At 60.0% G+C, this 17645-nt stretch carries 4 protein-coding genes; all 4 read right to left on the bottom strand.

Features of this window, described 5'->3' with window-relative positions; genetic code table 11:
* Positions 1-2027 (bottom strand): AMP-binding protein (locus LAN64_15015; protein MBZ5569147.1); only part of this gene is annotated, 2027 nt, incomplete at its 3' end.
* Positions 2024-8887 (bottom strand): acyltransferase domain-containing protein, encoded by a 6864-nt coding sequence (locus tag LAN64_15010; protein MBZ5569146.1) that lies wholly within the window; start codon positions 8885-8887, stop codon positions 2024-2026. The genes LAN64_15015 and LAN64_15010, both read right to left, overlap by 4 nt.
* Before the next feature lie 12 nt (positions 8888-8899).
* On the bottom strand, positions 8900-9679 hold the full coding sequence (locus LAN64_15005) for an alpha/beta fold hydrolase (protein ID MBZ5569145.1): 780 nt from the start codon (positions 9677-9679) through the stop codon (positions 8900-8902).
* A gap of 28 nt (positions 9680-9707) precedes the next feature.
* The gene (locus LAN64_15000; protein MBZ5569144.1) at positions 9708-17582 is read right to left on the bottom strand and encodes an SDR family NAD(P)-dependent oxidoreductase; all 7875 of its coding nucleotides are present in this window, start codon (positions 17580-17582) and stop codon (positions 9708-9710) included.
* Positions 17583-17645: the final 63 nt, after the last annotated feature.

Genomic DNA, 17645 nt, shown 5'->3' with positions numbered 1-17645 from the left:
GTGTCCTGCATCCACAGCAGGCGGTTGCTGACCGCCCGGTGCGTGTTCATTGCCCCCTTGGGCTTGCCCGTCGAACCCGAAGTGTAGATGACGTAGGCAAGATGATCTGGCTGCGCGCCGTCCTGGAGGTCTTCTCCAGGCTGGCGAGCGATCTCCTCCCACCCCGTGTCCAGGACAACCACCCGAGCCCCTGCGTTGGCCCAGCCTCCGGCAAGATTGGCCTGTGTCAGCAGCACCGGGGCGCGCGAATCCTCGATCATGTACGCCTGGCGGTCGGCCGGATAGCCGGGGTCCACCGGCACATAGGCGCCACCCGCCTTCAGGACTCCCAGCAGTGCCACCACCATCTCGAAGGAGCGCTCAATGCAGACCCCGACCAGCGTATCGGGTCCGACACCCATGCCGCGAAGATGCCGCGCCAACTGGTTGTCGCGCCGGTTGAGCTCGTCGTAGCTCATGGCGCGGCCCTCGAACACCAAGGCTGTGGCCGTGGGAGCTCGCCGCACTTGTTCCTCGATCAAGCGGTGAATCGTCGTCTCGGGATAGACCTTCGCGGTGGCGTTCCAATTCACCAACACCTGGGTACGTTCCTGGTCCGTCAGCAACGGCAAATCCGCGATGCGACGATCCGGATCCGCTACCGCGGCCGACAGCAGCGTCACGAAATGCCCTGCCATCCGCTCGATCGTTCCCGCCTCGAACAGGTCGGTGCTGTACTTGAGAACGGCGGGCATAGCGGCGCCCGTATCCAGCAGGTCCAAATCGAGATCAAACTGCCCTTCTTGTTGGCGCAGGGGAAAGGCTTCGACGGCGAGCGAGCCGAGGCGTAGAGGAACCGCGCTGTCCGCACGCACCACTTCTCCCGCCACTCCGACTTGCGTTGTCTTCATCAAGTTCAACATGACCTGGAACAATGGTGTCCGGCTGGGGTCGCGCGCTGGTTGCAGGCGCTTGACGATTTCCAGGAATGGGAAGTCACCGTACTGCAGGGCCGCGATGGTAGCCTCCCGCATGGCGGCTAGATGTTGCCGAAAGGTGGTGCCCGATTCGACGCGCGCGCACAGGACAACAGGATTGACGAAATAGCCCACGGTGTGCTCAAACTCTTGCTGGCTCCGTCCCACAAGCGGCGTCCCGATTGGTACCTCGGGCGCCCCCGTATAGCGGTGCAGCAGTGCATGAAATGCCGCCGCCAGTACGGTGTAGGGCGTGGTGTTTTCCGCCCGGGCCAATCCGCGGATTTGCAGGGCTAGAGTAGCGGGCAAGTTAAAATCGAAAGTCGCTCCCTGAAAACTCTGGACACTCGGCCGCGGGTGGTCGGTTGGGAGGTCAATCGTCGATGAGGTTCTTTCCAGCCGGGACCGCCAATAACCCCAAGCCTCACGTCCTTCCTCGGACTCAATCATTGTCTGCTGCCACTTCACGAAACCGGCATACGATCCCGCCTTCGGGGGCAAAACGGCTGCCGCCCCACTTTCGTATAGCGTCGCCAAATCCGACAGGACAATGCCCAGCGACCAAGCGTCAAACACAATGTGGTGAGCGGAGATGAGCAGGACGTGGCCCGTGCCGCGACGACGGAACAACGTGCTCCGGAAGATCGGCCCGCTGGCGAAGTCAAAAGGGCGCCGATAGTATTCGTGCACACGTCCGCGCAGTTCTTCTTCGCTCCAGTCGGATGCATCCACGAGTTCGAGGCTGCGTTGTGGCACCGGGCCAATGCACTGCCGCGGCCCCTGGGCGCCCGACACGAATGTGCATCGCAACATGGGATGCCGCTCCAGCAGCTTTAGGAGTGCGCCCTCGAGACGTTCGCTGTCGACCTCGGAGAGCACCCGAACACAGAACGCCACGTTATAAGCCGTACTGTCGGGTGCAAGCTCGTGCAGAAACCAGAGTGCCTCCTGTCCCAGAGAAAGTTCAAATGGCTCACCGGATGCAATCGGCCGCTCCCGAAGCAAGCGGGCAAGCAGTTCCCGCTTGGCGTTGGCATCCAGCCTGTCGAGCCGATGGGTATCAATCGTCATAATGTCGTCCCCGGTTGCCCGAGCATCTCCTTCAAAAGGTCATCAACTTGGTCATCGGACAGACCGTCGAGCCCATCGGGCATTCGGCTGGCCTCGCGCGGCTGAATCGTTTCCCCAACGCCCTCCGGTCCTGTCTCGGGGATGGGTTCCGCTCGGCTCTCCGATGACGCTTGGTCCGCTCGTCCAAGCAAGTCTTCCGCAAGGTATTCCGTAAGCGCGGAAATGCTTGGATAGTTAAAGATCAACGTCGACGGGAGGGGATGGCCCGCCCCGATCTCAAGCCGCGTCTTAAGATCGATAGACATAAGCGAATCGAGTCCCATTTCGAACAGGCCCTTGTCAGGATCAATGCTGTCGGGATTCCGGATACCGAGTACGCGGGCAATGGCGGCGCGGACGAATGTCTGAAGGATGCCCCGCCGTTCGGTCTGAGCAGCGGCTGACAAGCGGGAACGCAGGTCTCTCGTTCCCTCCTTGCCCACGGGAGGCGCGGTCCGCTTGCCTTGGGATCCGAGCCGGGATGTCAGTGCTCGGGGACGCCGCGATTCGTGAAGAGACCGGAAGGTCTCCCAATCGATTGCCGCGACTGCCACCTGGGGCAATCCGGAGATCAGGGCCGCCTCCATGGCCTCCAGCGCCTTCGACGATGGCATGGGATGAATGGAACCGGTGGTTGGCCCCACTCGGACGACACGCCGGATTTCGCCCGTGGGCGAGCGCATTTCGTTCCAGCCACCCCAGTCGATACTAGTAACCGGCAGGCCCGACAGCCGCCGATCGTGTGCGATGGCGTCAAGGTACTGGCTCGCGGCCGCGTAGTGGCCGCCGCCCTTCAAGCCCAGCAACGCTGCCATTGAGGAAAATAACGCGACGAATTCGAGCGGCTGATTTCCCGCCAGGTCCATCAGGTTTCGCGTGCCGGCAACCTTCGCGGAGAGCATTTCGCGCAACGCCCTTTCGTCGAGGTCGCAGATTCGGCGCTCGTCCGGAACTTTTACCGCAGCATGTACAACACCGTGGAGTGCCGGCCATGCGCGCCCAAAACGCGCGAAGAGGTTCTCCATCCCGGAACGGTCGCTTACATCGGCGGCCATGACATTCGCCGTTGCGCCCATAGCTTCCAGCGCATTCACCGCCGCAATGCAACGGCCGGCTTCGGTGGTGGGATCAACATCAGCCCAGGATGTACGTTCCGGCAACCCGCGTCTGCCAATAAGGACGAGGTGTCGTGCTTTATGCTCAACCAGCCATCGCGCGATCTTCAGTCCCAGGGCGCCGAGACCGCCGGTAATCAGGTACGATCCTTCGGGGCCAACCGAAAGAGTTCCACTAGGCAGCGATGGCAGGCGCGCAAGCCGTGCGGCAAGGCGCAACCCATCCCTCACCGCTACCTGATCCTCGCCGTCTGCGCAAGTCACATTTCCGATGATCCAAGCGGCCTGATCTTCCAGTCGTTCTCTTGGATCCAGGTCCAGAAGACCTCCCCAGATGTCCGGCTCTTCGAGAGCGATCGCGCGACCCAGTCCCCACAGCGCTGCCTGCTCGCACGCCAAGGAATGGCTGGTCTTGCCGGCGGCCTGTGCACCCTGGGTGACCAGCCAGAGCCTTGATCCGGCGTTCGCAGCGACCGCGCCCTGGACAAGGCGAGCAGCGCTTGCACACATCGCCGTCACCTTCTCAGCCGCATCGCTGTTGTCGGAAACTCGTCCGGCCTCCAGACCCCAGAGGAACACGATTTCGTTCGGCGATCCATCGGACGCTTCTCTGATCGCACGTTCGAAGTCCTGCGGACGCTGCGGGTCCACCGTGAAGTGAACATCGGTGCGCGTGTATCGATCACCGGGAGAAACAATCGCGCACAGATTCCTACGACGCTGGAGGGCGTCGACGACCGCGGTACCCGTATTATCAGTTCCAGCAAACACGATCCACCGCGGTCCGGCGGCCTGGGTACCCACATCCAGCGCCTGCGGGCTCTTCTTATCCACAGCCTCGGCAACGATTAAAGCCAGCGGCGGACTCCCGCTGGCGATGCGCTCGCTATCCGCCACGATTGCTGGTTGGAAGCCGGCTTCTCCTAGAACCTGCTTCCAGCAGGAGGCCGAAAGAGCCGGCCCTTCAGGCCTCAGGTCGTGGTCCGAGAACTTCCACCAGCCGTCGGTCAGGCCGAAGGTGAGATCGACCCATCTTTCAATGCGCGTAACCTCGAGAAGAAGAAGCATTCCTCCCGGCGCTAACAGCGAACGGACATTGGCCAGAGCCTTGCGAATGTCACTGGTCGCATGAAGAACGTTGGTGGCGATCACCAGGTCAAAGCTGCCTTGTGAAAAAGCCTGCACCTGCGGGTTGCGCTCGATGTCCAGAATTTCGTACTGAACAAAGGGGAATTCAGCGAACTTCTCGCGTGCTCTTTCCAGGAAAGCGACTGAAATGTCCGTGAAGAAATACTCCGTACGGTCTGCGGGAAGAACCGGCAACACGAAGGCCGAGGTTCCGCCGGTTCCTGCTCCAATCTCAAGCACCCGAAGCTTAGCCTTGGGGAACCCTGCGGCAACAAAGGCGGCAGCGGCATCTCCTACGAGGGTGTTGAAAGCCTTGGCAGACGGCGAATCCTTGTAAAGGGCCTCGGTCTCGGCATGTGAGCCCCCCTCGAATAACAACTGCAGCGGGTCCAGTTCCGCTCGAAGCACGGCACCCAACCGTCGCCCGCACTTCTCGACCAGATCGATTTGCGGTCTAAGACGATTGTGGCGTTCGCGCAACCCGGCCATGAGGACGTCAGGGGCGAGGGACCCGGGATGGTGGGTCACCTCGCACGTATCTTCATCAGCCTTCAGTATCCCTTCGCCATCGAGTACCTTCAGAAGCCGGCCAAACAGGCGCCTGTGTTTCGCCGCGACACCTAAGCGACTGGCAAGATCATCCGCCTGTTTCCGATCGCCGGGGACCAGATCCCAGCCCAACTGCTGGAATGCGTTCACGATGTAGCCAGCGCAGGCGCGATCGAGGTCTGGACGCATCGCCTCATACTCTTCGAGCCGATACTCCCGAACATGCGCCTCCGCCTGGGAAGGCAGCCGTTCGATGGCAACGTCCACGGACGATCGTATCGAGCGATCACTGTCCTTTATGTCGGAATTCCCGCGGGCATTTGTGGGTTCCCACTCCAAGCGGTAGAACCAGTCCTTCTCCGGACCCGCCTGCGATTGGGCAACCGCTAGCGACGCCTTATTTGCCCATTGAAACCGCAACCCGTGGAAGGCGGCAATCATCGCACCCGCCTCGCTGTAGATGAACAGATCACCCATATACAGTCGCACCGGTTTCTCATTGACGGGCCGCAGCTTGGCATAGCTCCAAAGCTTCTCGCCCGGCCGTTCCTGAACAACGACCCGGTCGACGCCCGCCAGAAAGTAGCTTCCTTCGGTCGATTCAGCAGGGGTTGTGGACAGTAAAGCGGCGAAGGACAACAGGGCAGCATCTGCCGCTGCCGGATCGAAGCAATAGCGCGAACGTTGCTCTGCCTGATCCGCCGGCAGGCAAAGATGCGCCAACACCTCGGACGTACCCTGCCAGGCTCTGTCGACGGAATCAATCGCTGGAATCTCGACACCAAGCGCCCGGAGTTGTTCCCGGAGCGCGTCCAGGCAGACTGGTTCCGGGCAGCGCGTTTTCGCTTGGTCCAAGCCTTGGTGGGACAGCTCGTCTGTCAGCGTGGGCCGTAGCCGCGCACTCGCGTGCTTGCGCCAGAGCTTGGAATCCCCGTTGTTAGTTCGGCTGCACACCTGGAAGACCCCCGTCCCCTGTCCTTCCTGGGTGACGACGGTCTGCACGGTGCGATCGGCATCATCGAGTACCAACGCCTCCTTGATTACCAGGTCTTCGACCATGTGCGGCCCGGGTCCTAGAACTTCCGCTGCCGCAGCCAATGCCATTTCGAAATAAACCGGACCTGGCAGGACCGCCATTTCACCGATCCGGTGCGCACCGACGGCGGGGACTCCTGCGGGGCCAAGGCGAGTCTCGAACGTCGGCATGGCGTGGTCCACACGTACCCCAAGCAGCGGGTGAACCGCTGTGCCCACGTGTGCTGTCTTGAGGAGCGCTGGTTGCTCCAGATCGGGTTCCGCGGCCCAATAACGCTGCCGCTCGAAGACAGACGTCGGCAGAGCTATCCGTTGCCGCGGGTAGGGCCGGTCGAACGCCTCCCAGTCGATTGCGACGCCAGCGACGTGAAGCGCGGCAAGGGTATCGAGCGCCTGTTCCCAGTCTTCGCGGCCTGGACGTAGTGTTGCAAGCCATACGCCATCGGGGTAGCAATAGCGGCCCATGCCTCCCAATACCGGTGCCGGACCCATGTCCAGAAACACGCTGTATCGGAGCTCTCTGAGACTCTTGACCGCAGCGACGAAATGCACGGGCGCCACCACCTGCTGGCCCCAGTACTCCGGTTCCAGTGTCTTGCCGGACAGCAGCGGTTTTCCCGTCATGGTCGAGACGAAGCTGATGGCAGGCGCGTCAAACTTCGCGCCGCGGGCAGCCCGAACCAGTTCGTCAGCCATGGGCTGCATTTCGGGAGAATGGTATCCGTGGTAGGCTCGAAGCCACTCGACCTCGATGCCTTGGGCCTGCATGAGCTCGGCGACGGCCTCGACACTGGCCCGCAGTCCAGAAACCACGGTCTGTTCAGGATGGTTGACGGCCGCAATGGCGCCTCTACCGCCCAGCTCTGCAATCGCCGCCGCAACAAGTTCCTCACGCGCGTGCACGGCTGCCATAGCCCCCGTTGGCGGAAGTCCCTGCATCAGTCGTCCACGCGTGGCGACCAAGCGGATAGCATCCTCAGGACTGCACATGCCGGCTACGCACGCAGCGCCAAACTCCCCGAGGCTGTGCCCGACAACTGCCGACGGAGCCACACCCCAGGAACGCCACATCTCAGCGGCTGCATACTCCACGGCGAAATTTGCCGGCTGCGCGTAGACAGGATCATGGAGGGAACTATCTTCTGGTCCAGACTCGAACAGCACTTCGAGCAGCGGTTTCTCGATGCGACCTTTCAAAGCCTCGGCACATCGGTCCATAGCCTGACGGAAGGTGGATTCCGACTGATACAGTTTCCTGGTCATCCCGGGATACTGGGCGCCCTGCCCGGGGAAGAGGAACACCACTTCGGTCGGCGAAGAGCCACGGACGTTTCCGGACACGCTGCCCGGCGCCAGTTCTCCTGCGGCAAACGCCTCGAGCTGCACCCGGAGTTCGTCGAGCGAGCGGCTCATACAGGCGACGCGATGCGGAAAATGGGCGCGCCCCGCGTTCGCGGTATAGCAGGCATTTGCTAGAGACATGTGCTCTCCGCCTAGAGCTTGGGCATGGCGCCTCACGTTCTCGACCAGGGCCGTCTCGCTCTTCGCCGAGACGGTATAGACGTGTGCTGGCCGATCCTGCTCGGACCCGGCCACACCCTGGATCGGCGCTTCCGCGAGAATGACGTGAACATTGGTCCCGCTGAACCCGAAGGAGCTGACACCAGCAAGGCGCGGGCGCGTGCCGCGCACCCAGGGCGTTGGCTTGACTGCCACCACGATGGGGAGCTGGTCCCAGGGTATGTGCGGATTCGGACTCTTGAAGTGCAACGAGGGGGGAATCTCCTCGCGCTCCAAAGCTAAAACGGTCTTTATCAGGCCCACAATTCCCGCAGCCGACTCCAGATGGCCGAGATTTGTTTTCACCGATCCGATAGTTAGTGGGGGCAAGCGATCCCGGTCTCGCCCGAATACGTTCCCCAGCGCTCCAGCCTCAATGGGGTCACCAAGCGAAGTGCCGGTTCCATGAGTCTCGATGTAATCGATCTCGGAAGGCGTGGTGTTCGCAGCTGCGAGCGCAGCCCGGACCACTGCCTCCTGAGAAGGGCCGTTCGGCGCCGTCAGTCCGCTGCTCCTCCCGTCTTGATTCGCTGCCGTGCCCCGGACAAGCGCCAGGATGCGGTCGCGGTTCGCCACTGCATCCGACAGGTTCTTGAGCACAACCGCGCCACACCCTTCGCTCCGAACAAATCCGTCCCCCGACGCATCGAAAGCCTTGCAGCGGCCATCGGGCGCCAGCATGTGCGAACGCGACAGTGCAATGGCCACAGCCGGGTTTAGTACAAGGTTGACTCCGCATGCCAGCGCGATCTTGGATTCCCCGCTGCGGATGCTCTGGCAGGCCAGGTGAAACGCCACGAGTGACGAGGAACATGCGGTGTCGACCGATATGCTGGGGCCATGAAGGCCGAGAAGATAGGAGATGCGTCCAGAGGCGGTGGAAAGTGCCCCCCCCGTGGCAAGATACATATCCAGTTCCTTGGGGTCACACGCCAGCATCACGCGCATGTAGTCGGTGCCGGAGATACCTACAAACACCCCGGTTTGGGTCTCCGACAATTTCTCCGGCGACTGGCCGGCATTCTCCAAGGTTTCCCAAACGACCTCCAGGAGCAGCCGCTGCTGCGGATCCATGCTGGCGGCTTCGCGCGGAGAAATGCCGAAGAACAGCGGGTCGAATTGGTCCACCTCTTTTAGGAAACCACCGTACCGGGAACAGGTCTTTCCAGGCTTGCCGGGCTCCGGATCATAAATGGAATCCAGATCCCAGCGCTCCGGTGGGACTTCCGAGATCGCATCCACCCCATCCTGGAGAAGGCGCCAGAATTCCTCCGGACTGTTGGCTCCTCCGGGAAACCGACAGCCAATCCCGACGATGGCAATGGGTTCTCGCTTGTCCTTCTCGATGGAGTCCAGCCGCTGCTGGAGATCCCGGACTAATAAAGCGAGCTTCTTAGGAGGGAGCTTGGAAATCCTCTCGAGGAAATCAGCCATAATATTTAGCCCTTAACGGCTTGAAGCTCCTGGAGTCAAATCCACCTCCAGATTCAACTGCTGGGAAATCGTCTCCAGAATCTGGGTTTGCGCAGACTGGAGGAAGAAATGATCTCCCGGAAACATTTTTGTTTGGAATCGGGCATTCGTCTGTTCACACCAGGCTGCCAATTCCTCAAAGCGCGCCTCGGTATCCTCCCACCCTCCGAAAGCGGTGATGGGACACTCGAGATTAGGACCGGGTGCATAAGTGTAGGTCTCGAGCATCTCCACATCCGCTCGTAGCATGGGCAGCAACAACTCCATCAACTCCGGGTCCCCCAAGACCTCGCGAGGGATTCCGTTGTAACGTCGGCGAATCTCTGCAACGAACTGTTCGTCCTGCAGAGGGCAGAGCGGAGGTCGCGGATCGGGCAATTGCGGAGCCCGGCGTGCCGAAATGAACAAATGAACAGGTGCGATCTCGTATAGGCTGCGCAGCCGACGGGCAAGTTCAAAGCAGATCAACCCTCCCATGCTATGACCAAATAACGCAAAGGGGACATCCAGGTACGATTGAAGAACCTGGGCCGCCTCTTGCACTGCGTCTGCAATCCGCGTGAATGGCGGCTCTCGCAGTCGGTTCTCTCGACCGGGCAGTTGCAGGGCACACAATTCCACTTGGGAGTTCACGTGCTCCGGCCAGTCGCGATACAACGAAGCCCCTCTCCCTGCATAAGGAACGCAAAAGAGCCGGAGATGGGGCGCTGGATTCGGCCTGGGACGAAAGATCCATGGATGGATGGCGCGCATTTCTCTCCCTCTTAACTGCTTTCTCCTGCTACTTAACCGCTTTCTCTTGGGTGCACAGTCGATCCACTTCTTCTTCCGAGAGACCCTCGATACGGTCCAAGATGTCGGAGAACTTTTCTTCTTTCTGCGGAGCTTCAGACTTGGCCGCCGGAGGCTTCTCCGCCGACAACACCTCTTCCGCCAGGTAGTCTGCCAGGGCGGCGATCGTTGGATAGTCAAAGACCAGGGTGGCGGGCAAACCGCGCGCCAGGCCGAGCTCTGTACTCAACAGGCTTCTTAACTCGACGGCCATCAGTGAGTCGAGCCCGAGATCACTCAGCGGTTGTTTGTAGTCTAGGGATTGTGTGGAACCGAGTCCCAATATCTTGACCGCCTGCCCCCCCACGAACTCGAGCAAGAGCTTTTGGCGCTTCGCGGGCGGGACCTGATTCAGTTGCTGCAATAACGCCTGGGGCTGCCCGGTCTTCCGTTGTCCGCTCGGGGCGGGGACTTCTGTCTTGCGGACCAATTCGGAAAGGAACGCGGACCGGAATTTGCGGGGGAGGGAATCGCAGTACTGCCGCCAATCCGCCGACAAGACTCCGACTTGGATTCGATTGTGCCCCAGCAGTTCCTCAAGGACCCGCAATCCCTGCTCCGGTTCGATGGCCTGAAACCCCTTCAACTGAAGACGCTGGCTCACCGTTCCCCGGGTTGCAGCGCCTACTTCGGCCCATGGTCCCCAGTTGATGCTTAACGCCGGCAAACCCAGGGCGCACCGGTAGTGGGCCAGGCCATCTTCAAAGGCACAGGCGGCCACATGGTTGCCTTGACCTGCCGAGCCCAGCAGTGATACCGCCGAAGAAAACATGACAAAGAAGTCCAAGGGCAGATCTTGTGTCATTGTATGGAGCTGCCATGATCCACTTACCTTCGGGGCAAACACTGTTTGGAAGCGCTGCCAACTCTGATGCAAAAGCACTCCGTCATCCAGAGTTCCCGCCGAGTGGACAATTCCACGCAGGGGCGGCAGCGCACGACCGAACTTTGAAAAGACCTCGTCCAGATGGCTTCGATCTGAAACATCGCCTTGTGCTATGACCACCTCGGCGCCCGTCTCCTGCAAACCACGAATCACCTGGAGGGCTTGTTCCGAAGGCTGGCTTCGCCCCGTCACTACCAGATGACGCGCACCCTGCTCCACCATCCATTGCGCCACCAGCAACCCCAGGCCTGCCAGTCCCCCAGTGATTAAGTAGCTGGCATCACCATCCAAACCGTGCCTCTCCCCCGAAAGTGCTCCCGATTTCTGGGAGAGTCGCATAGCCGGACTTTCATGAGTCACCACGATCTTTCCAATGTGCCTGGCTTGTGCCATGTATCGGAAAGCCTGGATCACTTGATCAACGGGGAAGACCTTGAGCGGCAGGGGTTTCAAACGTCCCGCTTCGAATTCCTGCAGCAGTTCATGCAGCATGTCTGCTATCAGGCGTGGACTCTCCCGAAACGTGGCTGCCAGATTGATGGGGTAATAAGAGATGTTCTTGTTCAGTTGGGACACTCGAGCGTCGTCCCAGATATCGGTCATGCCGATTTCCAAAAATCGGCCATTGGTTGCCATGACGGAGAAGCTTTTCTCAATGAACTCGCCCGCCAGAGAATTCAGTACGAGATCCACCCCTTTTCCCTGCGTGAGCTGCATGATCTCGGAGGCGAAGTCCAGGGTCCGCGAGTCCATGACGTGAGCGACACCCAGGGATTTGAGGTAGGCTCGCTTCTGCGGACTCCCTGCGGTGGCAAAAACCTCTGCGCCTGCCCGTTGCGCCAGTTGCACCGCCGCCAACCCCACCCCTCCGGCAGCGGCGTGAATCAGTACCCGATCACCTGCGGCGATCTTGCCCAAGTTAGAGAGGGCATAATGCGCCGTAAGGAAAGCACTGGGAATGGTTGCGGCCTCATAGTCACTCAGAGAATTCGGGACCGGCATGACATGGTCAACCGGGAGAGTCATGTGAGAAGCGAAGCTTCCCGGTCCCATCACGAGCACTCTTTGTCCCAATTGGAAATGGCGTACTCCTGCACCCAGAGCCGCAATCTTTCCGGCGCATTCGTATCCAAAAACATCGGAGCCGCCCGGATACCGTCCCAGGGCCATCAGAACGTCTCGAAAATTCAAACCCGTCGCGAGGACTGCGACCTCCACTTCGCCCGCCCCGGGATGCCGGCGCGGCAAAGGTTGCAGCGCGAGACGGTCCAGCATACCGGGCGCGGAAGTCTGCAATTGATACGCCGGCAGGCTGCCGGGCGCTAGACTCTTGTCCGCAGGTGGCGAATCCGACACCCGACTCAGCCGGGCCACATGGCGACGTCCCTGGCGGAAAGCAAGCAGGGTTTCCTCCTCGTTGGACTGGACCTCTTGCAGTAAGTCGTCTGCTTCGCCCGGTGCCCCCGCGGGATCCAAGTCAATCCTGGCACAGCGGAGTTCGGGATACTCCAGCCCAATGGTACTTCCCATGGCTGAGACTGGAGCCTGCGACAAGGCAACCCGTTCCGCGGAAGAGTTCACGGATTGTGCTCCCCGGGTAACGATCCATAGGCTGTCCGCCTTGGAGTTGCCTTCTGAAACCAGTGCCTTGACCAAGTGGAGCAAACTTTCACATCCCCATTGAATCTTCCCGTTCAGGTCTTCCCAGGACGTAATCTCGGGGTTGGGAGTATCCAGAGGCCAGAGATACACCACTCCTTTGAGGGGAGATTCATTGGAGCCTCCCGCTGCTCGGAGCAATTCTTGGAAATCATCGGGGTTGTCGGCGTTAATTTGGTAACTGGCCTCGCCCAGGGTTTCATACTGACTTCCCGGGATGACTGTGCAGCAGCTCCCGGCTGCCGGCTTCAGCAACGCGCACAGGCTCTCTCCGAGACCGCTGCGATCGGAAAAAATCATCCAGCGTCCGCTCATCTCCGGGGCGGAGGTGGATGGCTTGGTCTCTTCGCCCGCAGGGCGGGGACCGCGGGCTAGGATTAAAGACTGATTGGCGAGAACACCGTCCGGTTCGACTTCTGGGCTGATAACCACATCGGTGAATCCACAGCTCGCAAGGAGCGCCTGCCATTTCCGATCTGAAATCAAGGCGTGGAAAGGACGCAGCTCTGTGTCCTTAAACCTCCACCAACCCTCCGTCAGACCTACGATGAGGTCGCCGAAACGAAGCGGCCGCGTCCCTTCTAGTAGCAGGAGCAGGCCTTGCGAAGCCAACAGCGTCTGGACGTTCTTGAGGGTCTGTTGCAGATCCTGTGTGGCATGCAGGACGTTGGCCGCAATCACGATGTCGTACGAGTGAGCGTCAAAGCCCTGGGCCAAAGGATCTTTCTCGATGTCCAGAACTCGATATTTCACGAATGGGAAGTTGCTGAACTTTTCCCGGGCCTTTGAAGTAAAGAGCGGGGTAACGTCGGTGCAAACATATTGCGTCTGCTGTGCCGGAAGTTTGGGCAGCACAGACGCGGTGGTACTCCCGGTCCCGGCGCCGATCTCGAGAACCCGGAGCGGCCGGTCCGAAGGCAAGCGTGTGACAAGAGCCTCAACCGCCTCTTCAATCATTCCATTGTAAAAACGAGAGAACGGTGAATCGCGGTAGAGTTTTTCGATGTCCTCCATGGAACCATCCGGGAAGAGCAGGTCCAGGGGTTCACAGTCGCCTTTCATCGCTTCGGCCAAGTGCTCGCCGCACCGGACCGTCATTCTCAATTCAGCCGAGCAATCAGGGTATTGTTCCAAGAGCCGGTCAGCCGACATCTCAGGTTCTAGCGCTGGAGGCAACTGGTTAACCTCCCACACCCCGTCCACTCGCTTGAGAATTCCATCCTGTTGCAGCATCTCCAGCATTCTTCCCAACAGCCGGAAATACTTTTCAGGCAATTGCAGTTCAGTTGCTTTCGATTCAGTGGTGAAACGTTCATGCTTCTGTATTGTCCAACCTAACTGACTCAGAGCCCGATAAACATAGTGCGTGCTTAAGGTTTCCAGGCGGGGAAAGAGGGACGCAAACTCCGCCAGCCCGGGCTCCGATCGGTGCCGATTGGTGTAAAGGCGGAGCTCCTCGATAATCTGAGGGGGACTGGGAATGCAAACAGAGGCCGTCCTGCCCATCTCATTCGGCAAGGGCGCCTCTTTCCAGCTCAATTGATAAAGCCAGTCCTGGAGAGGTTTTTCCTGGGACTTTGCGAGTGCCTTACGATCCACTCGCCGGAGCGAGAGTCCTCTCACTTCAGCTACCAAGGCTCCAGCGCAATCGAACACGAAAACGTCAAAATGGAGGGTGTTCTTCACTTCATTCTGATGCTTGCCTTGCGCGGCAACGACGTGGCTCCACAAGCCTTCACCGGGCTCTCGATAGACCCTGTAACTGTCCACCCCAACCGGCATGTAGATCACGCCACCCGACGCCAGATCCTCGGGACTCAATGCTGCAGCGGCGAAGGGTTGCAGGCAGGGATCAAGCATCCCGGGATGAATCTGATAAAGCGGCGCTTCCGAGGCGATCTCTGGCACAAGGCGCACTTGACCCAGGACTTCATTCTTGCCGCTCCAAAGCCTCTCCAATCCCTTGAAGCTGGGGCCTAGGTACATCCCCAGAGCCGCGAACTGTTGATGGTAGGGTTCCACGGGAATCTCTTGCTGACATCGCGATCTCGCCTCTTCCAACGAGGGCAATGCTGGGGCTTGAGAATCCGCCTCGGGTTCTTCAATCCGAATCTTTCCCGCCGCATGAACCTTCCATTTCGCTTCGGCGTTCGACTCGCTGGCAATGAGGCTGGCAAGCTGAAAAGACGCCTCCGGTCCCTCTGGAGGTGTTATCGCAATCTGAACCCTCCGGACCTCTCCCTCCTCAATGATCATTGCTTCCCGAATATCCATTTCCTTGATCGTGGGAATCCCGGGTCCAAAGGCCTCCTTTGCGGATGCCAAAATCATTTCCAGGTAGCCGGTGGCGGGGAACACGGCCAATCCGAAAGCCTGGTGATCCTTAAGCCAGGGGAGAGTGGCCGAGGAAATGTACGACTCAATCAAGACATCTTTGATGAAGGGCGAATCCAGGCGGTGGCTGAGCAGTGGATGTCCTAGGGTCTTGCGTGGGATGTTTCCATCCTTCTTTCCTGCGGCCCGGCCTTCGGGCACTTCAAACCAATACCGTTTCCGCTGGAAGGGATAGGTGGGAAGCACAACGCGACGTCGCTGGTAGTCGCCATCAAACCCCCTCCAATCCACCTCCGCCCCCTGAACGTACAGGGCCACCAGGCTCTCCAGCATCTGTTGCCACTCCTCGCGCCCCTTTCTCAACGACGGGAGCCAGGTCCCGAAACCCTCGGGCAAACACTTACTGGCCATTCCCAACAAAGTGGGATTCGGTCCCAGCTCCAGAAAAACCTGGTAACCCTTATCCTGGACCGTCTGCACGGAAGCGGAAAAATTCACCGCCTCACGGACCTGTCGTACCCAATAGTCTTTTGAGATTTCCTCCGGCGACACCATTTGTCCTGTGAGATTGGAAATAAGGGCGAGGCGGGGCGGGTAATGTTTCACCTTCGCCGCGACCTTTTCGAAAGCCTCCAGCATCGGCTCCATCAACGGAGAATGGAAGGCATGGGAAACCGTCAGCGGGGTGGCCTTCATGCCTGCCTCGACGAACTTCTTGATGAGCTCTTGCACCGTTTCGCGTCGTCCCGAAATCACCGTGTTCCCGGGACCGTTCAGTGCCGCGATGGCGACGTGGTTCCCATAGCCTTCAAGTTCTTTGGCCACGCGGGGTTCATCACCGGAAACTGCAGCCATCAGGCCACTTTCACACTTCTGTTGCATCAGCCGGCCGCGCGCTGCAATCAGCTTCAAGCCGTCTTCGAGACTGAAGACACCCGCCACGCAGGCCGCCACATATTCCCCCACGCTGTGGCCCATCACCACGGCCGGGAGGATTCCCCAGGAGCGCCACAACTGTGCCAGCGCATACTCCAGGCTGAACAAAGCCGGCTGCGTGTATGCCGTTTCATCGAGCGGGGAGCTCTGGCCAGGTTCTGGGTACAGGACTGAAAGCAAGGGTGGGTCAAGTTCGTCCTGGAGGATCTGGCTGCATTGATCAAGGACTCTCCTGAATGTCGGCTGGGTCTCATACAGCTCCCGCCCCATGCCCACATACTGGGATCCTTGGCCCGTGAAGAGGAACGCTACCTTCAATCCTTCTGAGGTTTTCGCTTGTCCCTTGAACACGCCGGCGGGCAGCGCGGCGGAAGTGAGTTTGCCGAGCTTTTCGCACATCTGCGCCGAGGAGTCGGCGAAGATGGCCATGCGGTGCGGCCAATGAGCCCGGCCTGAATTTGCCGTGTAACAAATGTTCTCGATCCCCTCGTCCGGATGGGTTGACAAATGCTGGTGGAACCTTCCCGCCAGTGCCGCCAGGGCCTCCTCGCTCATCGCCGAGAGAGCCAGCAGATGCCGTGGCCGTTCCACTTCGGCCCGCACGAGTTCTGGCGTGGGGGCTTCCTCAACCACGATGTGAGCATTGGTTCCGCTGAATCCAAAGGAGCTCAGGCCCGCCATACGGGTCTTGCCGGAAGGCTCCCAGGGGGTAAGTCGGGTCGTGACTTTGACGGACAACTCCTCCCAGGGGATAAAAGGATTGGGCTTTTTCACGTGCAGGCTGGGCGGGATCTCGCCGTGCTGCATCGCCATCACCAGCTTAATCAGGCCGGCAACGCCGGCTGCCCCTTCCAGATGGCCGATGTTACTCTTGACGGCGCCGATTAGTAGAGGGTGATCGGGCGGACGGCTTTCACAATAGGCGGCCCCCAGCGCCTGCACCTCGATAGGATCTCCCAGAGAAGTCCCGGTGCCATGCGTTTCTACATAGGTTACCTCCTCCGGCCGGACGCCCCCGTTCGCTAGCGCATCGCGGATCACCGACGTTTGAGAAGGTCCGTTGGGCGCCGTCAGCCCGCTGCTTGGTCCATCCTGGTTGATGGCGCTGCCCCGGACGAGTGCCAGGATCTGATCGCCCTCCGCACGGGCATCGGAGAGGCGTTTGAGCACGACCACGCCACAACCCTCTCCGCGTGCATACCCGTCAGCCGAAGCATCGAAGGTCTTGCATCGCCCGTCGGGAGCCAACATCGAAGCTTTGGACAATGCAATGAACATGTCGGGAGAAAGAATGACACCCACTCCCCCGGCCAGGGCCAGGTTGCACTCTCGCCCTCTCAAACTCTGGCAAGCCAGATGCACCGCCACCAGCGAGGAGGAACAGGCCGTGTCCAGGGTGACGCATGGACCTTGCAGGCCCAGCACATAGGAGAGTCTTCCCGAGGCGATGCTGTGGGCGATGCCGGAGGCATGGTAGGCATCGAGTTTCGTGACGTCGAGCGAGCGAAGCTGGAGGCCCGCGTAGTCACTGGTGCACAGGCCAACAAAAACACCCGTGCGGCTGCCCGATAACTTGTCGGGGTATAAGCCCGAACGCTCCAGGGCCTCCCATGTCACCTCCAGAAGCAGCCTTTGCTGCGGGTCCATCCCAATGGCTTCCCGGGGTGCTATGCCGAAGAACTGCGGGTCGAACAGGTCTACCCGGTCCAGAAAAGCGCCGCTGCGTGTGTACATTTTCCCGGCCGTTCCGGGATTAGGATCGTAGTAGGCTTCAATGTCCCATCGATCGGCAGGGATCTCGCGGACCGCGTCCTGACCCTCCCGCAGAAACCGCCAAAACGCCTCCGGATCGTGGCTCCCCCCAGGAAAACGGCAGGCGATTCCGACAATGGCAATAGGCTCTCGCTTCGCCTGCTCAACGGCATCGAGCCTGGACTGCAGTTCCTCCAGTTTGAGATAGGCTTGTTTCACTGGAGAAAGCGGATTCTTTCCTTTGGCTTCGCCGTTCACTGAAAATCTCCTCTTACCGGAAACTTGACATTCGTATACCGCCCAGCCCGCTGCGAGGTGGTT

The sequence above is a fragment of the Terriglobia bacterium genome (genome assembly GCA_020073185.1).
Lineage (GTDB): Bacteria > Acidobacteriota > Terriglobia > Terriglobales > Acidobacteriaceae > JAIQGF01.
Note: the sequence above shows the minus strand (reverse complement) of the source record. Positions and strands in the feature narration are given on the sequence as shown.